The organism is Streptomyces sp. NBC_01260 (genome assembly GCF_036226405.1).
Lineage (GTDB): Bacteria > Actinomycetota > Actinomycetes > Streptomycetales > Streptomycetaceae > Streptomyces > Streptomyces laculatispora.
In genome coordinates this window covers 7,281,221-7,302,684 of the sequence record NZ_CP108464.1, presented here as the reverse complement: position 1 = coordinate 7,302,684, position 21,464 = coordinate 7,281,221, and the positions used below count along the sequence as shown (strand labels likewise).

Here is a 21,464-nt window from a genome sequence, read left to right as displayed (position 1 = left end):
GGCCCGGCGTCCTTCGGGCCGACCTGGGACCCGCCGGCTGCGGGTCGACCTAGAGCCGTTGTCTACTGAACGTCCGGGCCCCACCCGGGTCGCACCCTCCGTCCGGCTGAAACCTTCCCTCGCCCCCGAGGCGCGGGCGCTGAACCTGGCTGTCAGCGGTGGTGCGCCGGTGCGGCACACCACCCCATGACCCAGCGGCGTTCGACGACTGCGTGGAGGTTTAACCGGTCGGACGTCCTGTGGTGGACTCGGCCGAACCTACCGGCCGGTGGGCGCATTCTGTCAATAGTTGCCTGACCTGCATCGTTTACCGAACTTGCCTGGTCAGTACCGGAGATCCCCAGGTCGCGGGAGAACCGGGGCACCTTCGATCGGCGGTACGAAATGTCCGCACGTCACTCGTTCGGTCGTACGTAGACAGTTTGTCCGAACACGACCGTGCGCAGGCAGACCGGGAGTTCGGCCCCAGGGCTGAGGTCCGGCAGTCCGGGCGTTCCCGACCTGGGGTCGGTCGACCAGCGGGCGACCCGGTCGTCCGGGGCCTGGACCACCAGTTCCTCGGTGCGCCAGACCGCGTAGTCGGCCGGGGCGCCCGGCACCAGCGTGCCCGCGTCGTCGCGGCCGACGGCCCGCCAGCCGCCCCTGGTGTGGGCGGTGAAGCCCGCCCGTACGGAGATCCGGTGCTCAGGCGTCCGGTGGAACGCGGCGGCCCGCACCGTCCCCCACGGGTCCAGCGGGGTCACCGGACTGTCGGAGCCGAAGGCGAGGGGCACACCGGCCCGCAGGAGGGCCGCGTACGGGTTCAGGGTCCTCACCCGCCCGGCACCCAGCCGCTGGGCGTACATGCCCTCCTCACCGCCCCAGGCGGCATCGAAGGCGGGCTGGACCGAGGCGGTGAGCCCCAGTTCCGCGAAAGCGGCGACGGTCTCGGGGGTGAGCATCTCGGCGTGCTCGATCCGGTGCCTGGCGGCCCGCACCCGGCCCAGGCCCACCTTCTCGGCGGCTGCCCTGACGCCCTCGACGACGGCGTGGAGCGCGGCGTCGCCGATGGCGTGGAAGCCCGCCTGCAACCCGGCCTCGGTGCAGGCCGCGACATGGGCCGCGATCTGCTCGGCGTCCAGATGCGCGGTGCCGGAAAGCGGGGCGTCGGCGTACGGCTCGTGGAGGCAGGCGGTGTGCGAGCCGAGCGAGCCGTCGACGAAGAGGTCCCCGGCCGCGCCCACCGCGCCGAGCTCCCGGATGCGCCGGGCGTCCTTCTCGTCGGCGACCTGTTCGGCCCAGTAGCCGAAGACCCGCGGTCCGTGCTGCCCCGCGGCGAGCTTCAGCAGCGCTGTGAAGTCCTCCTCGTCGGAGATGTCGGGGCCGCCGCACTCGTGGACCGTACCGATGCCCAGGGACGCGGCGTGGTGCAGCGCGGCGCGCTGGGCGTCGGCGCGCTGCCGCGGCGAGACGGCGCCGTGGGCGGCCGAACGCACCGCGTGGTGGGCGGCGGCGGTCAACGGTGCCTGCGGGTGGTAGCCGGGCATTGAGGTGATTGCGGGCACCAGGTCCAGCAGCGCGGTACTGGCGACCGCCGAGTGCACGTCGATCCGGGGCAGGTAGACCGGCCGGCCGCCGGCCGCCGCATCGAGCTCGGTGCGCGAGGGCGGACGCTGCCCGGGCCAGCGCGTGGCGTCCCAGCCGTGCCCCAGGACCACGCGGTCGCCGGGGTGCGCCGCCACGTACGTCCGTACGAGAGAGAGGGCCTCGTCCAGGGTGCGGGCACCGGAGAGGTCGAGGCCGGTGAGGGCCAGTCCGGTCGACGTGGTGTGGACGTGGGCGTCGGTGAACGCGGGGGTGACCAGCGCCCCGTCGAGGTCGATCACCTCGTCGACACCGCCGGCGAAGGCGTCGGCGGCCCCTTCGGAGCCCACCCAGGCGACATGGCCCCGTTCGACCACCATGGCGGTGGCGAAGGGGTCGGCGGGGCTGTGGACGTCTCCACCGCGCAGCAGCACGGTGCGGTGTTCGCTCTGGGGGGCGGTGCTCTCGGTCATGGGAACCAGTCTCCCGCCTGCCGGGTTCCGCCCCGTGCGCGACCCCTCAGATCTGCGGCGGCCGCGCCTCGTACGGCGTGGAGAGGACGACCGTGGTGCGCGTGGAGACACCGGCGAGCGAACGGATCCGCGTCAGCAGGTGCTCAAGCTCCAGCGGGGTCGCGACCCGTACCTTCAGAATGTAATTCTCGTCACCCGCGACGCTGTGGCACGCCTCCAGCTCCGGGACACCCGCGAGCCGCTCCGCGATGTCGTCGGGGGCGCTCGGATCGAAGGGCTTGACCGAGATGAACGCGGTCAGCGGCAGGCCGACGGCCTCGGGGTCGACGACCGCGGCATAGCCGCGGATCACCCCGCGCTGCTCCAGCCTGCGAACCCGCTGATGAACGGCCGAGGTGGACAGGCCGGTGGCCTTGCCCAGGTCGGTGTAGCTCATCCGCCCGTCCTTGACGAGCAACTCCACGATTTGACGGTCCAGCTCCTCCATATGGATCAATCTATGGCCCCGAGTCCCTCCAGGCACAGCCGCAGGAGCCGCCGAAGAGCACCTGCGGCGGGCATGTGACGAATGCCACAGGTTTACGGGTCAGTAGCAGAGCGCCTCGCGGTTACGGCCGATCCGCGACGGGAAGTGCTTGCTTTGGCCGAGGCCGCGGCGCCTTGTCGGCCCACCCGAGGGGGGAATTTCCCATGCAGAGCCTGAAGCTCACCGGACGTACCGATCCGGAGCCCGTTGATCCTTTCGAGGACACCGCTCCCGACGTGTACGACACACTTGAGATGTACCGGGTCACCTGCCCGGACTGCGCACAGCCGATCGCTCTCCTGGCGGACGAGGACACGCTGCCGGAGCACGCCCTGTGCCCGACTCCGTGGAACCCGTTCGTCCTCACGGTGTGCGCCGGTACCGGCGCTCCGGCGTCGAAGGCGCGGCCCGCCGATGAGTCGCCCGACGTCCAGGAGCAGGAGACGGCCCTGCTGTTGACGCTCCCTCAGGGGCTCGACTGGAGGATGCAGCCCTTCTCGCACGCCGGGGGTGACGGCTCCCGCCCGTTCCGGATGCCGCAGCAGCTCCGGCGGGACGCCGCCTGAGCCGGCCTGCCGCCTTCGCGGGACCGCTAACCGCCTGACGACAGAACTGCGCGGCACCACGACGGCCCGGCCGGCGTGGTGCGGGCAGCGAACGGGGCTCCGGCGCCTGTGCCGCCCCGGGGAACCTGGCGAACGGGCGCCCGAATCGGCCGGACAGTGACCCGGCCCTGTCCTGCGGCGTTGGCCTGGCATGACCCTGCTGCACTCCACGGCCGGCCCCGGTCGCCGCCGTCTCGCCGTTCCGGCCTCCGAAGAATCGGTTCCGCAGCCCGGATCGTCACCGGCGCCGCAGTCCGAGCCGCCCCGTGCGGCGCCGCGCTCGGTGCCCCACTCGACCGATCCGCCCATCTACCGGGCGATGCTCCGGCACTGGGAGGGCACCGGCAGGACCCTGCCGGGCCGCCATGACCAGGAGTGGAACCGGATCATGACGATGCCCGTGTGGTCGGACCGGCCGCTGCGGATCAGTGCGTCTCAGGACCCGCGAGGTGGCGGGCGATGACCATGCGCTGGATCTGGTTGGTGCCTTCGACGATCTGCAGCACCTTGGCCTCGCGCATGAACCGTTCGACGGGGAAGTCCAGCGTGTAGCCGTATCCGCCGAGCACCTGTACGGCGTCGGTGGTGACCCGCATCGCGGCATCCGTGCAGAACAGCTTGGCCATGGCCGCCTGCCGCGAGAACGGGCTGCCCGCGTCCCGCAGTCTGGCGGCCTCCAGATAGAGCGCCCGGCCCGCCTCGATCTGGGTGGCCATGTCGGCGAGCATGAACCGCAGCCCCTGGAAGTCCGCGATGGGACGGCCGAACTGCTTGCGCCCGGTGGCGTAGGCGACGGCCTCGTCCAGCGCGGCCTGGGCCACCCCGATGGCGCAGGCGGCGATGCCCAGCCGGCCGGAGTCGAGTGCGGACAGCGCGATCGCGAAGCCCTGCCCCTCCTCGCCGATCCGGCGCGAGTCCGGGACCCGTACGCCGTCGAAGTGGAGCTGGGCGGTGGGCGAGCCCTTCATCCCCATCTTCTTCTCGGGGACGGCCGCGCTCAGTCCCGCCGCGTCCCCGGGAACGAGGAAGGCGGTGATCCCGCGGGCACCGTCGGCGCCGGTACGGGCCAGCACGGTGTAGAAGTCGGCGACGCCGCCGTGGGTGATCCACGCCTTGGTGCCGGTGATGACCCAGTCGTCCCCGTCCCGTACGGCCTTCGTCCGCAGCGAGGCGGCGTCGGAGCCCGAGGCGGGCTCCGAGAGGCAGTAGGCGCCGAGCAGGCCGCCCGCGAGCATCGACGGAAGGTGTTCGGCCTGCTGCTCCTTGGTGCCGTAGCCGGCGACCCCGTGGCAGGCCAGGGAGTGGACGCTCACGCCGAGCCCGACGGTGAGGCGGGCGGCCGCGAGCTCTTCGAGGACCTGGAGGTACACCTCGTAAGGCTGGTCGCCGCCACCGTGATCGGAGTCGTACGGCAGCCCGAGCAGGCCGGACGCGGAGAGCAGCGTGAAGACTTCGCGCGGGAACCTGCCGGCGTCCTCCTCCTCGGCTGCCCGCGGCGCGATCTCCCGCTGGGCGATGTCGCGGACGAGCGCGATGAGCTGCCTGGACTCCTCGGTGGGCAGACGGCGTTCCACTGATTGCGGAGCACGGTCGGACATGACGGCGCTCTCCTCCCTGTCGGGCGTTGCGGCGGTCGCGCGCGCGGGGTGTGAGCGGCGCCGCCGGGGGATCTCCGGGCGGGGCCCGAAAAGACTGCGGCCCAGCCGATGTTGCCCTCCCGGATTACGAGAGGTGCCGGTCAGCGGCTGTGGCGGCTTGAGTATGCCCGATCGGACGGTATCCGTCACTGGGTGACAGAACACTTCGGCCACGGCCGCCGGTGGAAGGACGCCGCCGGTCCCGGTCCGCGCGCGCCCCGCGCGGGAACTCAGGACCGGGCGCGGGGCTCGGTCATGTGCGCGCACCAGCCGGCGGGGCAGCACGAAATCACCCCGGGCCGGGTCGTCCGGCAGGACCTGGGCGATGCGCGGTTTCGCCGTGGCACCGTCGGCGAACCTCACCGCGTACTGGTCACCGGCCCGCAGGCCGAGAAGGCCCGCCGTCCCCTCGCCGAGCGCCGCCAGCCCCGGCCTGTTCCAGCGGGCGTCGCGCGAGCCGAGCGCGTCGATGACCGTGAGCGTGCCGTCCTTGTCGCGGACGAAGGCCCGGGTCGGCAGCGCGGCCCTGCCCACCGGGTTGGCCCGACCACCTCGTCGGTGTTGCCCGGTGTCCCGTCCGCGGATGCCGCCCGCGAACCGGGACGACGGGCTACGGGCGGCCGTCACCCTGCGGGAGGCGTACGCCGGACTGCCGGTGGTCGTGCTCAGCCAGTACGTCGAGCGGTCGTACGTCGTCCGGCTGCTCGATTCGTACCAGGGCGCCGCGGCCGGCGACCGGTCAGCGGGATTGGTCCGAACCATTGACCCAACTGGTCTAGTCCATCTACGGTTCCCTGCGAACCGACTTTCCGCGTTCATGCCAACTCTGTGCGAGCGCCGAAAGCCGGTCGTCCACCGGTAAGTCCCTCCCCCACGAGGAGCAACGATGATCGGACTGCATCGCCCGGGAGCCCGCCTCCGGGCGTTCGCCGCTGCCGCCTGTACCGCCGCCCTGGGCGCCGCCCTGCTGGGCGTCGCGGGCACCGGATCCGCCGGCGCGGCCCCCGCCGACCTGAAGGCCGCCGCCCCTGCGGCAGCGCCCGCCGCCCCCACAGCGGCCGGCAGCAAGGTGGTCGGCTACTTCACCGACTGGGGTGTCTACCAGCGCAATTACCACGTCAAGAACATCGAGACCTCGGGCTCGGCCGACAAGCTCACGCACATCAACTACGCCTTCGGCAACGTCCAGGGCGGCAAGTGCACGGTCGGTGACTCCTATGCCGACTACGAGAAGGCCTACACGGCCGACCAGTCGGTCGACGGGGTGGCCGACACCTGGGACCAGGAGCTGCGCGGCAGCTTCAACCAGCTCCGCAAGCTGAAGAAGCTGCACCCCGACCTCAAGATCCTCTGGTCGTTCGGCGGCTGGACCTGGTCCGGCGGCTTCGGTGAGGCCGCGCAGAACCCGGCCGCGTTCGCCGACTCCTGCTACAGCCTGGTGGAGGACCCGCGTTGGGCCGATGTCTTCGACGGCATCGACATCGACTGGGAGTACCCCAACGCCTGCGGTCTGACCTGTGACACCAGCGGCCGTGACGCCTACGGCAACCTGCTGTCCGCCCTCCGCTCGAAGTTCGGCGCAAACAACCTGGTCACCTCGGCGATCAGCGCGGACGGCTCCGAGGGCGGCAAGCTCGACGCCGTCGACTACGGCGGCGCAGCGCAATACGTCGACTGGTACAACCCGATGACGTACGACTTCTTCGGCGCCTGGGACGCCAAGGGCCCGACGGCCCCGCACTCCCCGCTGAACTCCTACCCGGGCATTCCCAAGGAGGGCTTCAACAGCGACGCGGCCATCGCCAAGCTGAAAGCCCAGGGCGTCCCCGCCTCGAAGCTGCTGCTCGGCATCGGCTTCTACGGCCGCGGCTGGACCGGCGTCACCCAGGACGCGCCCGGTGGCACCGCCACCGGCGCCGCCCCGGGTACGTACGAGGCGGGCATCGAGGACTACAAGGTCCTCAAGAACAGCTGCCCCACCACCGGCACCATCGCCGGCACCGCCTACGCGCACTGCGGCACCAACTGGTGGAGCTACGACACCCCGGCCACCATCGGCACCAAGATGGACTACAAGAACCAGCAGGGCCTGGGCGGCACCTTCCTCTGGGAGCTCAGCGGTGACACCACCGACGGCGAGCTGATCAAGGCGATCAACTGATCTGGCCGCAGCGGGCATGACGGGGGCGGGGAGCCGGGCGGGCTCCCCGCCCCCGTCGCGTCGGCCGTCCCGTCCACGGTCCTCCAGCAGCCCGGAGCGGTCCCCGGGCCCGCCGGTCCGACCCTGGCCCGCCGGGCATCTGACGAGATCCACCGGGGACCGGGTCCGTCCAGCGCGAACGCCCCGCGAGAGCTCGGTGCCGGTATGCGCCGACGGCGCGGGCCGACCACAGCCGCCCGAGGCCGGAGCGCGCTCGGACAACCAGTCCTCGGCGAGCCACAACGATTGGTTGGGTCAACCTAGGATGCATCAGTGGACACCGAGGCATTGCGATCGTTCGTCCGGGCGGCCGAGCTCGGACAGTTCCGTCATGCGGCCGATGAGCTGGGCGTGACACAGCAGGCGGTCTCCAAACGGATCGCCACCCTGGAGCGCTCGCTGGAAGTGCGTCTGTTCACACGTACCGCCCGAGGGGTCGAGCTGACGCTCGACGGTCAGGCGTTCCTCCCCCACGCACGGAGCATCGTCGCGAGTGTCGAGCGCGCCGTCACCGCGGTCAGGCCGGGCTCACGGGCTCTCCGGATCGACGTCCTCGGCCTGCGAAGCGCGCAGTCGGCTGTCCTGCACGACTATTGGCGGTCGCATCCCGAGGTCAGTCTCGACGTGGTGACCATCAGGGCCGACGACCCGCGCGTGGCGGTCGCCGCCGTGGAAGCGGGCGACATCGACGCCTCGTTCCGCACCGTCACCGACCCGGCCGTACTGCCGCCCGACGTGCAGATGATCCACGCGTTCGACTCCCCGCTGGAACTTCTCGTCGGCCCGGCACATCCGCTCGCCTCCGCGCGCGAACTGACGCCACCGCAGTTGCGCAAGCACCGGATCTGGGTGCCGGGCATCGCGCCAAGGAGCGAATGGGCGGAGTTCTACGATCAGCTCGCCACCGACTTCGGCCTGCGCATCGACGCGGCCGGCCCGCACTTCGGAGACGAGGTACTCCTGGACACCCTCGCGGACTCCGCGGACGTGGCCACCCTCGTCGGGGCACGCGACCGGTACATCTGGCCGGCGGACCACGACCTACGGCGCATCCCTGTCGTGAATCCGACCCTCGCCTACCCGCTCTCGCTCATCCTCCCCAGAGCGAACCCGCATCCGGGGCTCCGCGGAGTCATCGCCCATCTCGAAAGCCTGCCAAGGCTCCCGGAGACGGTCTGGCACCCGTCCTGGGCGACAGCGACACGACGTGGCGACAGCGATATCGCGAACGCCCACAGGTCCCGATCCCGCCAGGAGTGACTGGACCGGCTCCTGACAGCGGCCGCCACCAGCACCCAGTGGGTCCTGTCCGGTCACCCGTACACCAGAAAGGATCGCGGCATGTCCAGCGACCGCCTCATGCGCATCCACAGCGCCGAGTTCCAGGCCATGGCGGAGAGGGTTCTGCGGGTCAGCGAGCTCACCTCCCGGCTGAACGTCCTGCCCTTCGAGGACGAAGCGGGCAAGGCGGAGCTGTTCGAACAGATCCTCGGCAAGCCACTGCCGCCGAGAGTCACGATCTATCCGCCCTTCTACACGGACCACGGCCTCCATCTCGACCTCGGCGAGCGCGTGTTCATCAACCAGAACTGCACGTTCCTGGACTACTCCGGCATCCGGCTCGGCGAGCGCGTGATGGTCGGCCCGAAGGTCACGTTCATCACCGGCGGCCACCCGGTCGATCCCGAGGAGCGGCGGCTGTACCTCACCGGCGCGCCCATCGACGTGGCGGAGAACGTGTGGATCGGGGCCGGGTCCACGATCCTGCCCGGCGTCAGCATCGGCCGCGATGCCGTGATCGCCGCCGGTGCGGTGGTGGCCGATGACGTTCCACCGGCGAGCCTGGTGACCGGCACGAAAGCCACCGTGTACCGGCAGTGGTGACTGCAGACCGGTTCGATCAGAGCCCAGCGGGCCCCGGAGACATCACTGGGGCAGGGGCGCCGAACGCGGCTGCTACCGGGGCTCCGCGATGAACCGGAGTGTTTCCACTTCGACGCCTGCGAGCTCGATGAGGACGATGGGACCGAGGGCTTCGCTCGAGTTCCGCCGGGCGAGCAGGTCCGTGGGCGGACCTTCCGTGGGATGCCGTTTCGTGGTCACGTACGCCCCGAGAGAGCAAGGGGACGGGGCGCGTCACGAGCGTTTGCACCGTAAACCAGCGGCGGCAGCCGGCGTACTCGCACTGGGTGTGCACCGCATTGCTCGCGACTACGACTCCAGTCAACTCGGCCACGGTGTCCAGCATCAGCTGGGAACAGGGCATCTCGTTCGCCGTTCTTGACCGGACACCCCGTCATGAACAGTCACATCGTCGCAGCGATCCGGTCGGACCGGGCAACTTCGACAGAAACTTATGAGCTCGTAACACGATCATGAGTGGGCCTTCTTGAGGCGTCGGTAGCAGATGAGGCTGCAGGCGAGGGAGACGAAGGCGTCGTGGAGTTCGGTGCGTCGTTCCCATCGGACGGCGAGGCGTTTGAAGTGGTGGAGCAGGGCGAAGGTCTGCTCGACGACGTAGCGGAGCTTGCCGATGCTCTTGATGTTGGGTGATCCCTTGCGCGAGATGACAGGCAGGATCCGGCGCTCGCGCAGCGCGTTCCGGTTCGGGTTGGAGTCGTAGCCCTTGTCGCCGAGCAGGGCGTCTGGTCGGCGGCGAGGCCGGCCGGGGCGGCCCGCGACGGGCGGGATGCCGTCGACCAGGGCGAGGGTCTGGGTGACGTCGTTGACGTTCGCCGCGGTGGTGATGCCCTTGAGTGGGGTGCCGCGGCCGTCGCAGATCAAGTGGTGTTTGCTGCCGGTCTTGCGCCGGTCGACCGGCGACGGACCGGTGTCGGGTCCCCCTTTTTCGCGCGGATGTGGGAGCCGTCCACGCATGCCCGCGACCAGTCGAGTTCGCCGGCCGCGTTCAGCTCGGCGAGCAGGACCCGGTGCAGCCGGTCGAAGACTCCTGTCTTCTGCCACCGGTCCAGTCGGCGCCAGCAAGTCTGCCCCGAGCCGAAGCCCAGCTCCAGGGGCAGGAGTTGCCAGGCTATGTCGTTGTAGAGGACGAACAGAATGCCCTGCAGACAGAGCCGGTCCGACACCGGCCGAGGCCCTGGAGACCGGTCCGGCCAAGGCGGCAGCAACGGCTCGATCAGCGCCCACAAGTCGTCGTCCACGATCCACGGCCGAGTACTCACACCATCACGAACGGCCGAATCCTCACACCGGTCACGGCCAACCAGCACACTTCAACAAGATCGTGTTACGAGCTCTTAGGCCGGTTCTTCCGGGCCGTCACCCACGCGGCGAAGTCCTCGACGCCGCCGATGAGCCCCTCGAACCGGAAGGAGTGGAAGAGGTCGAAAGCGTGGTGGGCACCCGGTAGTTCGACGTACACGACCGGCGAGGTGGAGACCGATCCCAGAGCGGTGACAAGAGCCCTGGGGTTCTCCGTGTCCACCAGCTCGTCCAGGTCCCCGTGCGCGATGAGGAATGGTGGTGCATCCGTCCGGACGAGGTTCACCGGCGAGGTCGCTGGGTCGCCGTCGAAGTACTCCGCGAGAAAACCGTTGAGCACGACGGCGGCGGTCACGGAGGTGTCCGCCTCCTCGAACCCGGGCTGGTAGGCCGGTTCATTGGGGGTGAGTGCTGCCTGAGCCGCCATGTGCCCACCCGCGGAGCTCCCCGCCACGAACACGGCCGCCGCGGGCGCCGCGCCGTACTCCGCTGCGTGTTCGCGCGCCCACGAGATGACCTTCTTCGCGTCGATCAGATGGGCGGGATGCGGGAAGTCGGGGCGCAGCCGGTAATTGGCGCTGATGCAGACCCAGCCCTGGCTGGCGAGCCGGTAGAGCAGGGGCAGCGACTGAGTGCTCTTCCGACCCTGGTCGTAGTGGCCACCATGGAAGTGGATCATTACGGAGCCGCCCTCGGGGCGTGAGCGGCCGTGGTAGACGTCGAGGAGGTTGCGACGGCCTGCGTCCCCGTAGCTGAGGTTGCTCACCCGCTTGACGTCACGGCGGCGGCGAAAGACGGGCCTGAGCAGGATGCGTGCCAGCGGCGGCCGGCGGTGCGTCCCCGTCCCGGCGCCGAGCGCGTCGTCCAAGGCGACACGCACCACGGACGCCGCCCGCATTCCGCGCAGGGTCACCACCACAAGCCCGGCAGCCGCGGCCCCTGCCACCCCGACGTTCACCCAGTCGGAGGTCGTGGTGATGTCGCCCTCAGAGAAGGCCAGTGCCGTCGAGGCCACCAACGCGTAGAGAGCGACGTGCGGAATCTCGTTGAAGACCAGGCCGAGCCGGTAGCTGAAGTAGAAGAGCGGTTTCGGCCCGCGTATGCGAGCCAGACAGAACACCACGATCAGTACGGCCAACACCACGGTCACCAGATACCCCACAGCCACCACATCACCCCGTTCGACACTCGACCTGACAAACCCCTTCTGTGGTACCACGGCTGGAGGGACGAAGGAGGGTGAAGTGCTCGCTGCGGAGGCGCACTTGAGGTAGCTGCCCACCCAAGCCGCAGGCGAGGCGCAACGGTGGGGGCAACGGTTCGATCAGCACCCAGAGCTCATCGTCCAGGGTCGAGTACCCACACCCTCGAAACGGCTAGGTCCTGTTTCTCGGATCATGTACGGAGCCAGATCATGAGTGCTGCGAGTGTGACGGTGCCGAGGTAGATGTAGGCGCGTTTCTCGTAGCGGGTCGCGACGGCGCGGAAGCCTTTGAGGCGGTTGATGGTGCGTTCGACGGTGTTGCGCTTCTTGTAGAGCTCGCTGTCGAAACCGGTAGGCCGACCGCCGCGTGAACCTCGGTTCTTGCGGTGTCTCTGCTGGTCGAGACGTTCGGGGATGGTGTGCCGGATTCCGCGTCGTCGCAGGTAGCGGCGGTTCTTCCGGGACGTGTAGGCCTTGTCCGCCAAGACATGGTCGGGCCGGGTGCGTGGCCGGCCGACTCCGGCTCGCGGCACCAGAACCTGTTCCAGCACCCGCTCGAGCTGGGGTCCGTCTCCGTAGTGTCCGGGTGTCAGGACGAAGGCGAGGGGCCGGCATCGTCCCTCGGCAACGAGGTGGATCTTGGTGGTGAATCCTCCGCGGGAACGTCCCAGACATTCGCCGACCTGACCACCTCCTCCAGGCGGATGGTCAGTCTCCGCAGTACCGGATCGACCTGGTTCGTCCCCCACTTGGCCCCCCTTTGAGGGACGGCGGCCGGGGGCGCTTTCCTCGCACCGGCGGCGTGCTGGTGGGCTCGCACGGCTGTCGAGTCCACCGACACGTCCCAGTCGATGCCGCCCTCGGCGTCCTCGGCTACCTGGATGCGAGACAGCAGCATCTGCCAGGTTCCATCGGCTGACCAGCGGCGATGTCGTTTATAGACCGTCTCCCATGGCCCGAATCGCTCCGGCAGATCCCGCCACTGCACGCCGGTCCGCACCCGGTAGAGAACCCCGTTGTTCACCCGGCGGTGATCGCTCCACCGACCTCCACGCGTACCACCAGGAGGTAGGAACGACTCCAGCCGATCCCACTCCGCATTCGTCAGATCCCCACGGCCCATGAACCCAGCCTGGCCCCAACACCCCTCGCAGGTCAGGAGATCCGAGAAACAGGACCTAAATCGTCTCACCGGCGACGCCTCACCCGCACACTTCAGCAAGATCGTGTTACGAGTTCTATGGGACGTTGCCGTGAAACGTCTGCCCTGTCACCTCCCCGAATCAGAACTCCGCGAGGACTCAAACGGCAAGGCGAGCTGCCTGTGCGATTCGAGGTGATGCCCTGGCGCAGCCTCTTCCCAGATCTCGGACTGAACCGGGAATGAGCGGTGAAGAACTGTCGAATCCTTGTCTTGCGACGCCAATTGGTTTGCCAGGAGGTAGATGAGCGTGGCGACCGCATCCTGATCCACGACCACCGTACGACCTCTGTCCATCCGCGCCGACGAAACAGATCTCTCAGTGTATTTTCTCGGCGCAATTGGAAGTGCACGCACCGGCCGTTCGCACTCCTCGCCCAGTGGAACCCCATACGCATTCAACATGGGCGGTCTGACCGGAATTCCGAGGACATCTCTGCGTTCCTCCACGCAGTCGAATTGCCCAAAGATTTCAGACAGTTGCGACGCATTTTTCATAGATTCAGCGACACCCGCTTCTCTCGCGCGCAGGAGTTCGCGATTAATGGCTCCATACGCGCCGCCCAGCTTGATGGAGTCTTCGCTGCGATCACTCAGACCGCTGATGTAAGGGGCGGCAACTGTCAGCGCTGCCAGCCCAGACAGCCCAGAGACAAGAGCCGGCACCGCGAGCGCCGAGGAATCTGCGAGAGCAGGCCAGACCAAAAGCCCGGTGAGCAGGCTGATCCCTCCGGAAGCGATACCGAAAAGGCGCTCTTTATGCAGCGCGCGCACAGCCTCCCGCGGCATCCTTTTCGCCCAGTATTCGGTGCTTTCGATGGTTTCTTCAAGTCTTTTCGAGATTGCGGCGCCGGCCGCAGTCTTTGATTTTCTGAGCGATCTGTGCAGCAGTTTCATGAATCCCTCAAGCTTGAAGGAAGAGTTTGAATTATTTATACCGGATTCGCTACCAAAGGCCGGACCACCGGCTTGTTTAACACGCGGACCACATGGGTCCGCATTCATCGATTTCATATTCTTGGCTTGTCGGTCATGGCGCCCGATTCGCGTTTCCCCGCGCGTATACGGAATATGCGACATGACCGACGGCAGCCGATGCGACTTTGATAGCCGATATCCGAAGATACGAACGATGGTGCGGGCGCGCAGCTCGCCCGCACTTACGGCCGGCCGAAGGTTCTACACGTCTCCGGCGAGCAAGTCGGTACGGAGATGTGCGAAAACCCTTCAGGCGAGCCGGATCCAAGTGAGGAAACCCGATCAGGAACAACGGTTCGAGGTTCTCTGCCAGATCTCGATCGAGTCCGGAGGATTGGGCGTACCTCGGCGCACCTTCGGCGACGCGCGACATGCGGGCCGGGCGCCTGATGTCACCTCAATGGGGGCGCGCCTCACCCGAGGTGATCCGTACAAACATTCGGCCACCTCGGGCGAGGCGTGCCTGCCTGGTATATAGTTTTTATCGATAGCCCCGGCCCGATTCCGACGGGCCGGGGCCTCGATCATTCTGGTGGTAGGTACTACCAGCGGTCGCGGTCGCGGTCGCGGTCACGGTGGTCGTCGATCACGCGGAAGCTGCCCACGACGCCGTCACGTACGAACACGCCGCCCTTGATGTGGTCGTGCGGCATGACGCTCGTGCTGGTGCTGAACGGTCCGACCGTGGCAATGGGGGCCCCGTTGTCACAGGTCGCGCCGCGGAAGACCTCCACCGACTTCCGGCTGTCGTTGCGGACGTTGAAGCTCCGCGATCCCAGACCACTGACCACGGTGATGCAGCCGTCCGTGTGCTCCGAGTAGGACCGCTCGTTGAAGTGGATCCGGCCCTCGCGGTCGCGGTCACGGTCACGGTCGCGGTCACGGTCACGGTCGCGGTTGCCCTCCTTCTCATTGCCCTTGCCGACGTCGCCACCGAGCGGCGCCGCGGCGGGGGCGGCCGCCTGGTGGACGGCCGGGGCGGAGACCGGGGCGGCGGCCGGGACGGCCTCCGGGCCGGCGGCAGCGGCGTAGTTGATGCCGGTGGCGGCGAGGGCTGCAGCGCCGACAATGGCGGCAGATACGGCAATGGAGCGCTTGCTCATGTCAGTGTCTTTCTCTTCTCGGAGAGATCGGCCGGACGACCGTTCTGTGAATGAAGATACATAGAATCCCAATAAGTCATTTATCGGACAGGCTGAAAATGGGAGAATTAATCCGACTGGCCGTATGTCCGCATCGGCGACCCTCGGCTACCGAGTCGGATACAGAGCCCAAGTGTGTTGTATTTAAAGCTAGTTGACGCTCCTTTAGCCTTTCCGGGTGATGCACTGACACCCACTCAAACCCGCGGTGTCGTGTCGCGGATTCCGGAGCGACACGCGGTCATCACCATCCTCGATCGCACGAATTTTAGATGCCCCACACATTTAACTAAGTCGTCCAGGCTCCGGCATTCGAGGCACCGTTGCGATGGATCGCTGGGGGGCACGCACCTGCGCGGCTCGTAGCGGTCCGGGATGAAATCGTCTCGTTCCACCAAGAGATTTCTCTCGCGTCGAGTCGGGCGGCCAAGGCAACTCAAGGGTGCCGACACCGGGGCGTGGCTCACGCAACCTGCGGACAGCGAGGACCACGAGGGGGAGCCGCACCCGTCTCGTATCAAGTGGTCCCCGTGGTCCCCCTTACAACCGGTCCACTGGCGATGAACCAGTGCCGTCCCTTTAACAACGGCTAGCACTATGAGTCGACCTGTCGGTGGGTGATGAGGCAGCAGGCGAGTTCGAGAAGGGCTTCGTGGATGTCTGCTCGTCGTTCCCAGCCAAGACGGCGACGTGTGCATCCGTGGAGCCAGGCGAAGCTGCGTTCGACGACGCAGCGGTAGGTGCCCAGTCCTGTGCCGTGAGGCTGCCGCGGCGGGCGGTGTGCCGTGTCCGTCGCTGATCAGGGGTGTTTCGATCCGGTTCGGCCGCGACCGACCGGACTCGGCCCCGCCTGGCTCCCGCTGTTTTTGACTCGCACGTGACTGGAGTCGACCACCGCACGACCAGTCGAGCACAGTCGTACGGCCTGGTGGACTGCGTCTGTCCCCGCATCGCGACCGGCGGGAACGGCCCGGCTGCACTGGCCGTCGCAGCAGCCAGGGAGACCGGCTACTACCGTCCCCCGCTGTGCATGAGTTGTTGGTGTTTGCAGGGAGCCGTAGTGTCGGTAGTGCCGCAGTCAGAAGCAAGGAGCGGCACATCAACCTCCTGAAGGAGGCCAAGATGAACGCACGCAATATCTTCCGGAACAGGGACCGGGACCGCGATCGCGGCGACCGTGGATTCGGACGGGACCGTGACCGGCGGTACGGAGACCGGGACAACGGACGCGGAGACCGTTTCGGCGGTCGCAACGACCGGTGGTGCGGCTACTGACCGTAGGTCCTCCAACCCCCCAATGGACTCGAGGCGGACTCGCGCCGATCGCGCGGGTCCGTCTCGCGGTCCGGGGCCCCCGTCCATGGCATCGGACCATGGCCCGAGCACCTCTGTGACGTGACGCCATGAGCCTTCGCAGCTCACCTCGGCGCCCAGCGCCCCCCGAGGAGCCCACTCAGCACTCGGCGACGGATATCCCGATCCGTACCGATCCCGTCAGCATCGCGCTCGCGTTCCGGCGCTTCTGGCCACTGACCAGAGGCGACCGGCGCTGGATTCTGCTGATCTGCCTGTTCGCCATTATGGCCGCGATCGCCGAGACCATCACGATCCTGCTCTTCGCCGAACTCACCGACACCGCTCTGCGGAACGGCTCTGTCAGCGCCTTCTGGAAGCCCGCCGGCCAATGGCTCACCGTGGCGGTCATCGGTGCGGTGGTGGGGTACCTGGGCAGCTCCCTCGCCGCCTGGACCGCCGAGCGCTTCGTACTGCGGCTCCGGGCCCGGGTCTTCTCGCACCTCCAGACGCTGCCGCCGCACTTCTTCCAGCGCAACCGGCGCGGTGACCTGGTGGAGCGGCTGACCGGTGACGTGGACGCCATCGAACAGCTTGTGGTGACCGGAATCGTCGCGGTGGTGTCGGCCGTGTTCAGCGCCCTCTTCTACGCGGCGGCGGCTCTGTGGCTGCGGTGGGAACTGGCCTTGGCCACGTTTCTCCTGGTTCCGCTCTTCTACGCCGCGACCCGCAGCTTCACCGGACGCCTGCGCGAGGTGTCCCGTCGCGGACGTGCGGCGGACGGTGCCATCACGGCGGTGGTCGAGGAGACCCTCGTCAATGTCCTCCTGACCCAGGCGTACAACCGGCAGCACGACGAGGAGGAAAGGCTCCTCGACAAAGCGGCGAAGCGGCTGAAGGCCGCGGTCACGGCCGCAAGGCTCACCGGGCTCTACGCACAGGTCGTAGAGGTCCTCGAAACGTTCTGCATCCTGACGATCATCGGCCTCGGGGCCTGGGAGATCTCCGCAGGGCGGATGACCCTCGGCGAGCTCCTCGCCTTCGCCGCCTTCGTCGGCTACCTCTACCCGCCGGTCCGCTCGCTCGGCCAGTTCGGACTGACGGCCACCGCGGCCACGGCCGGAGCCGAGCGGCTGCTGGAGATCCTCGACGCCCGGCCCGCCGTCACCGACCCGACCGGTTCCGTGACCGCCCCCACCCGCAGCCGCGCGTCCGGTGTCGTGGAGGCGCACCAGGTCCGCTTCCACTACCCGAACAACACCGAGCCGGTTCTCCACGAGCTGTCGTTCAGCGCGAGCCCGGGAGAACTGCTGGTCATCACCGGCCCCAGCGGCGCGGGCAAGTCGACCCTGGCCGCCCTGCTGCTGAGGTTCTACGACCCCGACAGCGGCAGCATCCGGCTGGACGGGGTATCCGTGGACAAGCTGCCGCTGACCTATCTCCGCCAGAACATCACGCTCCTGCCCCAGGACACCCTCGTCCTGCACGACACCATCGAGGTGAACATCGGCTGCGGACGGGACGGCGCCACCCACCAGGACGTCGTGGAGGCCGCGCGAGCCGCCGACGCCGATGCCTTCATCCGGGCCCTCCCGGACGGGTACGACACCGTCATCTCCCCCGGCACCTCGCGGCTCTCCGGAGGACAGCTGCAGCGCGTCGCGATCGCCCGCGCCATGCTGCGTGACGCGCCCGTCCTGCTGCTCGACGAACCCACCACCGGACTCGACACCCTGGCCGCGGAGCGCATCCTCACACCACTGCGACGCCTCGCCGAAGGACGTACCACCATCGTGATCACGCACGATCTGTCGCTGGCCGCGAACGCGGACCGCATTCTGGTCCTGGACCGGGGACGGCTGGTGCAGTCGGGTACGCACACCCAACTCCTCAGCCAGAGGGGCCTGTACGCCACACTCCTCGATGGCCGCCCCCGGCCGCACAACGGACCCACGTACACCGCTGCCCAGCCACCCGGCACCCATTGGCAGTGACCGGCCGGCTCCGGCGGACCCCCTTCTCCATATGCCGGACACCGCGATGCGCGGTGCCCCCGCAGAGGTTAACGCCGCACAGGCGCGAGTCACCCGAAGGAGTCTGCGCCTACGCTCGCCTTGCGGCGCAGGAGATATCCGCCGACGCCGAGCGCGCTGCCGCTGAGGACGAGGACGCCTCCGACCGCCAGTTCCTGTTCGGCGTCACTCCAGTTGTCCGCGGCCACGACGGGCTGGGGACGGCGTTCGTGGTCTTGGCGCGCGTTCGGGCCGGCATGGCCACCGTCCTGGTGGGGCCCTCCGATGTGGAACGGTCTCTTCGGGTCCCAGGTGGACTCAGAGGTACCCATGACAACCAGTGCAACACTGCTGAGGACCGTAGCGGCAGCGGCTGATGTGAGGAGAAATCGGGTACAGCGCATTCCCGCGCTCCTTTCGCTGCCACGCCGTCAGCTGGCATCTGGTTTCGTTCATTCGTGAACTTCACTGGTCAACATGAAGTGAGATCCCCCGCTCGGCCATAATCGGGAAGGTCTCACCCACGGCGCCGGGGCCGTCTGGCCGTCGTGGTTCTGCTTCCGGGCCTCTTGCTCTTCTGTGCACCGATGCCGAGCTCAATATCAGAGCCAGTCGCACACGTTTCCTTGTACATTCCTCGGATTACCAGCAAGGTCAACCCGACTGGTGGCACCATCAGGCACTTGCAGATCCGGCCCACCGCCTGCTGGGTGAATGCCGACGAGGATCCGTGTCCTGAAGACAGCCCGTAACGTTAAGCTCGGCGCGCGTGAATCCGCCCCACGGGTCACGCAATTCAGGGCCCTGACCGGCTAGGCCAGGGCCCTGAGCGTTTCAAAGGGCGTTTCGCCCTGCTTCCTCATCCTGGATTGCCGGGCTGCGCACGGTTTCCACGCTGCGTACGTCGGGGTTCGGGTGGATTCAGCGGCGAGTCCGTGGGTGATGGGACTGATCGTCGCGAGGCAGATCCCGGCTTCGGACCGGTGTGCGTGGGCTCCGTAGTCGCGGACCAGGTGCCGGTGGTTCATGAGGCGTCCGAGTCCGCTCGACGCGTCAGCAGCGGGGCAACACGGTAGAACCCCTGGTGGTGTGGTCCCGCCGGACGACGTGCGCGTCGATGCCGAGGTTGGCGGTGGTGAGAGGCTTGAACTCCCACCTGTCGGAGCCGTCCGCTCCGTTGGATGAGGGGGCTATTCCCTCTCGCGCTCAGGTCGACGGCCAGGCCGGTCTGCGGGGTCGGCTTCCTGCGCGAACTGTTCATGGAGGCGCCGGGCCTCTTCATGCAGCCGACGCCGTTCCTCGGGGCTGACCGCTCGTTCAGCGCGCTCGTTCAGCTGACGTACCTTTTCCTGCATCTGCTGCGGGCGGCTGGGGAACTCACCTGCAACGCTCATCGTCACTCCTTAGGTGGGAGGTGGGGGCACTCCGTAGCCAACCAGCTCCCCTCCGTCATCGCACCCTAAAGGGTAACCTTCCGCGATCGCCGCAGGTGAGCAGGATTGCAGTTGCCTCAAGAACGCGCCATTGGCCTGACCGGCGCTCACTCGCGCGCGGATCTGGCCTTGGTGCGAAGTGAGCCCGACACGCCCGACGGCACGGCGAGGCCGGGAGGCCGGGCAGTCGAGGCCGGGCGAAACCCAGCCGCGTGCTGTCGAACTCGCTCACCGAGGCTGCGGTGGTCGCTGATTTCCTTCCGCGCCGCCGTGGCCGCGCCGAACGCCACGAGCGCTTCCGGGTGGGCGTCCCGCCTGGGCGGGTGGCCGAGGAGGCTCCAGCCATCGATTCCCGGGTGCCAGTCCAGGCGCGGGCAGGATCCGCGCGACCTGGGGCACACATGGACGACCGTGAGCTTGACCAGCGGCGTCTCTACGCACGAAGTGTCCCGCCGGCTCGGGCGCCGCTCGATCAAGGTCACGGTGGACCGGTACGGCCACCTCACCCAGGACGGCCAGGAACGCTGACGTCAGGTCGTCGAGGCGGCCGTGGGCCCCTACCTGGTCACAGCAGACCGAGCGACCGCAGAGCGCGGTGCTGAGTCGGTGCTGGGTTCGTCGGCCAGTAGATGTAGCAGACCCCTCCCGTACCGCCCCTGACCTGCCCATTCGCGTCATACCGCTTGGTCCGCAGCCAGATGTTCTCCCACTCGTGCCGCCGGTAGACGCGGCGGACCGCCTCGTCGCTCGGTGACGCGGGGTCGTTGGCGATCACATCGCCGTCCGAGGTGAAGCCGATCACGGTCATCAGGTGGCCCGAGGTGCCGTACCCCGCACCCGTCAGTTCCTCCTTGAGGAACGACTGCGACGTTATGGCCGGGATCCCCGCCCTGATCAGCGTCTCCAGGTCCTTCAGCGAGCCCAGCCGGGTCACCACGGCACTCATGTCCTCGTACGTGGCCGCGTAGGCGGCGTTGAACGGCCAGTTGCCGCAGCCCTCGTACTGGTTGTCGTAGGTGAAGCGCGCCGCGTGGCAGACCTGCGGGTCCTGGAGTCCCGGTTTGACCCAGGCGAGGTCCTCGGCGCTGGGCCGGCGGCCCCAGTACTCGATGATCATCTGCGAGGAGGTGGGGCTGCACCACGCCTCGCCGCCGTTGTCGTACTCGGGGTACTGGCCCGCGTGCACGTTCTGCGAGTAGCGCGGCACCGGCAGTTCTCGGACCAGGCCGGGGACGGAGGCGGGCACGGTGAAGCGGTCGGGGATGTCCGAGGCCATCGCGCCCACCCGCCACACCGTGGGGGTGAGCCGGGTGCCCGGGGTGCGGTACAGGGTCAGCCGCAGCCGGTAGGACAGGAGCCGCAGGCCGCTCGCCGCGTCGTCCACCGAGAAGGTGTCGGTCCAGACGGAGCTCTTGCCGTCGCTCTGGTCGTCGACGGAGGTCCGGCGGATGTCGCCGTCGCCCGCCGCCCAGCGGCCCATGACGTACCAGGGGGTACCGGTGCCGTCCGAGTAGCTGCCCTGCAGTTCGATCTGGATCCAGGTGCCGGCCGGCGTGTGCGCGTTCCAGGAGGCGATGGCCTCGGTGGCCGGGACGGCGGAGCGGTGGACGGGTGAGGTCCAGGTCGCGTACTCCCAGGCCGCCTTCGTACCGGTGTGCGGGTCCGTGTAGTCGGTGCTCCCCAGCGCGTGGGCGATGACCAGGCCCGCCCGGCGGCCCGCGACGGCACGGGTTCCGGCGCCGGAGCCGCAGCGCCAGTCGGTGTACGTGCTCCAGGAATGGTTGTCCACGGAAGAGGCTGCCGCCGAAGGTGCGCGGTGCGGGGTACGGGAGGGAGCGGCGGAGGCGGTGGACGACACCGCTCCGGAGCCGGCCGCGGCCGCGATGGCGGCGGTGAGCACGGTTCTGCGTGAGGTCGGACTGGGCATGGGCGAGACCCCCGGTCGTAAGCGGAATGGGGCTGCAGGTACACGACA

Annotated in this window: 16 protein-coding genes and 1 pseudogene; 5 read left to right on the top strand and 12 right to left on the bottom strand. The window is 68.4% G+C overall.

From position 1 onward, the window contains the following. Positions 1-395: 395 nt before the first annotated feature. Together OG322_RS32625 and OG322_RS32620 are read right to left on the bottom strand one after the other, a co-directional pair. Positions 396-2,036 (bottom strand): amidohydrolase, encoded by a 1,641-nt coding sequence (locus OG322_RS32625; RefSeq protein WP_329307334.1) that lies wholly within the window; start codon positions 2,034-2,036, stop codon positions 396-398. 46 nt (positions 2,037-2,082) lie between these two features. Next, positions 2,083-2,523 (bottom strand): Lrp/AsnC family transcriptional regulator, encoded by a 441-nt coding sequence (locus OG322_RS32620; RefSeq protein ID WP_024493538.1) that lies wholly within the window; start codon positions 2,521-2,523, stop codon positions 2,083-2,085. A 203-nt stretch (positions 2,524-2,726) separates the two neighbouring features. On the opposite strand from OG322_RS32620, the gene OG322_RS32615 reads away from it, so the two are divergent. Then, the gene (locus OG322_RS32615; RefSeq protein WP_123468243.1) at positions 2,727-3,128 is read left to right on the top strand and encodes a hypothetical protein; all 402 of its coding nucleotides are present in this window, start codon (positions 2,727-2,729) and stop codon (positions 3,126-3,128) included. A gap of 464 nt (positions 3,129-3,592) precedes the next feature. Here the strand turns inward: OG322_RS32615 and OG322_RS32610 are convergent, their stop codons facing one another. Continuing rightward, a complete protein-coding gene (locus OG322_RS32610; RefSeq protein WP_329307790.1) occupies positions 3,593-4,765 on the bottom strand; it encodes an acyl-CoA dehydrogenase family protein in 1,173 nt (390 codons plus the stop codon). A 925-nt stretch (positions 4,766-5,690) separates the two neighbouring features. Between OG322_RS32610 and OG322_RS32600 the strand changes: the two genes are divergently transcribed. The 3 genes from OG322_RS32600 to OG322_RS32590 all read left to right on the top strand — a co-directional run bounded on the left by OG322_RS32600 (position 5,691) and on the right by OG322_RS32590 (position 8,888). After that, entirely contained in the window at positions 5,691-6,965 is a 1,275-nt protein-coding gene (locus OG322_RS32600; protein WP_123468245.1) for a glycoside hydrolase family 18 protein, read from the top strand. A gap of 312 nt (positions 6,966-7,277) precedes the next feature. Next, positions 7,278-8,264, top strand: a complete 987-nt coding sequence (locus OG322_RS32595; protein WP_329307333.1) for a LysR family transcriptional regulator — start codon at positions 7,278-7,280, stop codon at positions 8,262-8,264. An 81-nt stretch (positions 8,265-8,345) separates the two neighbouring features. Further along, positions 8,346-8,888, top strand: a complete 543-nt coding sequence (locus OG322_RS32590) for a DapH/DapD/GlmU-related protein (RefSeq protein WP_164494596.1) — start codon at positions 8,346-8,348, stop codon at positions 8,886-8,888. Positions 8,889-9,377: 489 nt separating this feature from the next. On the opposite strand, the gene OG322_RS32585 is transcribed toward OG322_RS32590, so the two are convergent. From OG322_RS32585 to OG322_RS32560, 6 genes and pseudogenes are all read right to left on the bottom strand, one after another. Then, positions 9,378-10,186, bottom strand: a protein-coding gene (locus OG322_RS32585; RefSeq protein WP_329307332.1) for an IS5 family transposase whose coding sequence is annotated in 2 segments (ribosomal slippage) — positions 9,378-9,866 and positions 9,869-10,186 — 807 coding nt in all. Because the reading frame shifts where the segments join, the coding sequence is not laid out codon by codon here. Positions 10,187-10,251: 65 nt separating this feature from the next. Further along, the gene (locus OG322_RS32580) at positions 10,252-11,394 is read right to left on the bottom strand and encodes an alpha/beta hydrolase (protein WP_123469715.1); all 1,143 of its coding nucleotides are present in this window, start codon (positions 11,392-11,394) and stop codon (positions 10,252-10,254) included. Positions 11,395-11,621: 227 nt separating this feature from the next. Beyond that, positions 11,622-12,553 (bottom strand): IS5 family transposase gene (locus OG322_RS32575; protein WP_329307331.1). Its coding sequence is split into 2 segments (ribosomal slippage): positions 11,622-12,203 and positions 12,206-12,553, totalling 930 coding nucleotides; the frame shifts between segments, so codons are not numbered across the junction. 147 nt (positions 12,554-12,700) lie between these two features. Further along, on the bottom strand, positions 12,701-13,528 hold the full coding sequence (locus tag OG322_RS32570; RefSeq protein WP_124286566.1) for a hypothetical protein: 828 nt from the start codon (positions 13,526-13,528) through the stop codon (positions 12,701-12,703). Between the two features lie 623 nt (positions 13,529-14,151). Then, positions 14,152-14,712, bottom strand: a complete 561-nt coding sequence (locus OG322_RS32565; RefSeq protein ID WP_123468251.1) for a hypothetical protein — start codon at positions 14,710-14,712, stop codon at positions 14,152-14,154. Between the two features lie 634 nt (positions 14,713-15,346). Continuing rightward, positions 15,347-15,520 (bottom strand): annotated as a pseudogene (locus OG322_RS32560) (transposase); the annotation flags it as partial. Positions 15,521-16,154: 634 nt separating this feature from the next. Between OG322_RS32560 and OG322_RS32555 the strand changes: the two are divergent. Further along, positions 16,155-18,038: an ABC transporter ATP-binding protein gene (locus OG322_RS32555; RefSeq protein ID WP_123468252.1), complete on the top strand. Its 1,884-nt coding sequence runs from the start codon at positions 16,155-16,157 to the stop codon at positions 18,036-18,038. Positions 18,039-18,127: 89 nt separating this feature from the next. Here OG322_RS32555 and OG322_RS32550 read toward each other — a convergent pair whose 3' ends face one another. The 3 genes from OG322_RS32550 to OG322_RS32540 all read right to left on the bottom strand — a co-directional run bounded on the left by OG322_RS32550 (position 18,128) and on the right by OG322_RS32540 (position 21,416). Then, complete coding sequence (locus tag OG322_RS32550; protein WP_124286565.1) at positions 18,128-18,388, bottom strand: hypothetical protein; 261 nt, start codon at positions 18,386-18,388, stop codon at positions 18,128-18,130. Between the two features lie 858 nt (positions 18,389-19,246). Further along, entirely contained in the window at positions 19,247-19,450 is a 204-nt protein-coding gene (locus OG322_RS32545; RefSeq protein ID WP_164494595.1) for a DUF6381 family protein, read from the bottom strand. Positions 19,451-20,054: 604 nt separating this feature from the next. Further along, on the bottom strand, positions 20,055-21,416 hold the full coding sequence (locus OG322_RS32540; protein WP_124286564.1) for a peptidase C39 family protein: 1,362 nt from the start codon (positions 21,414-21,416) through the stop codon (positions 20,055-20,057). Positions 21,417-21,464: the final 48 nt, after the last annotated feature.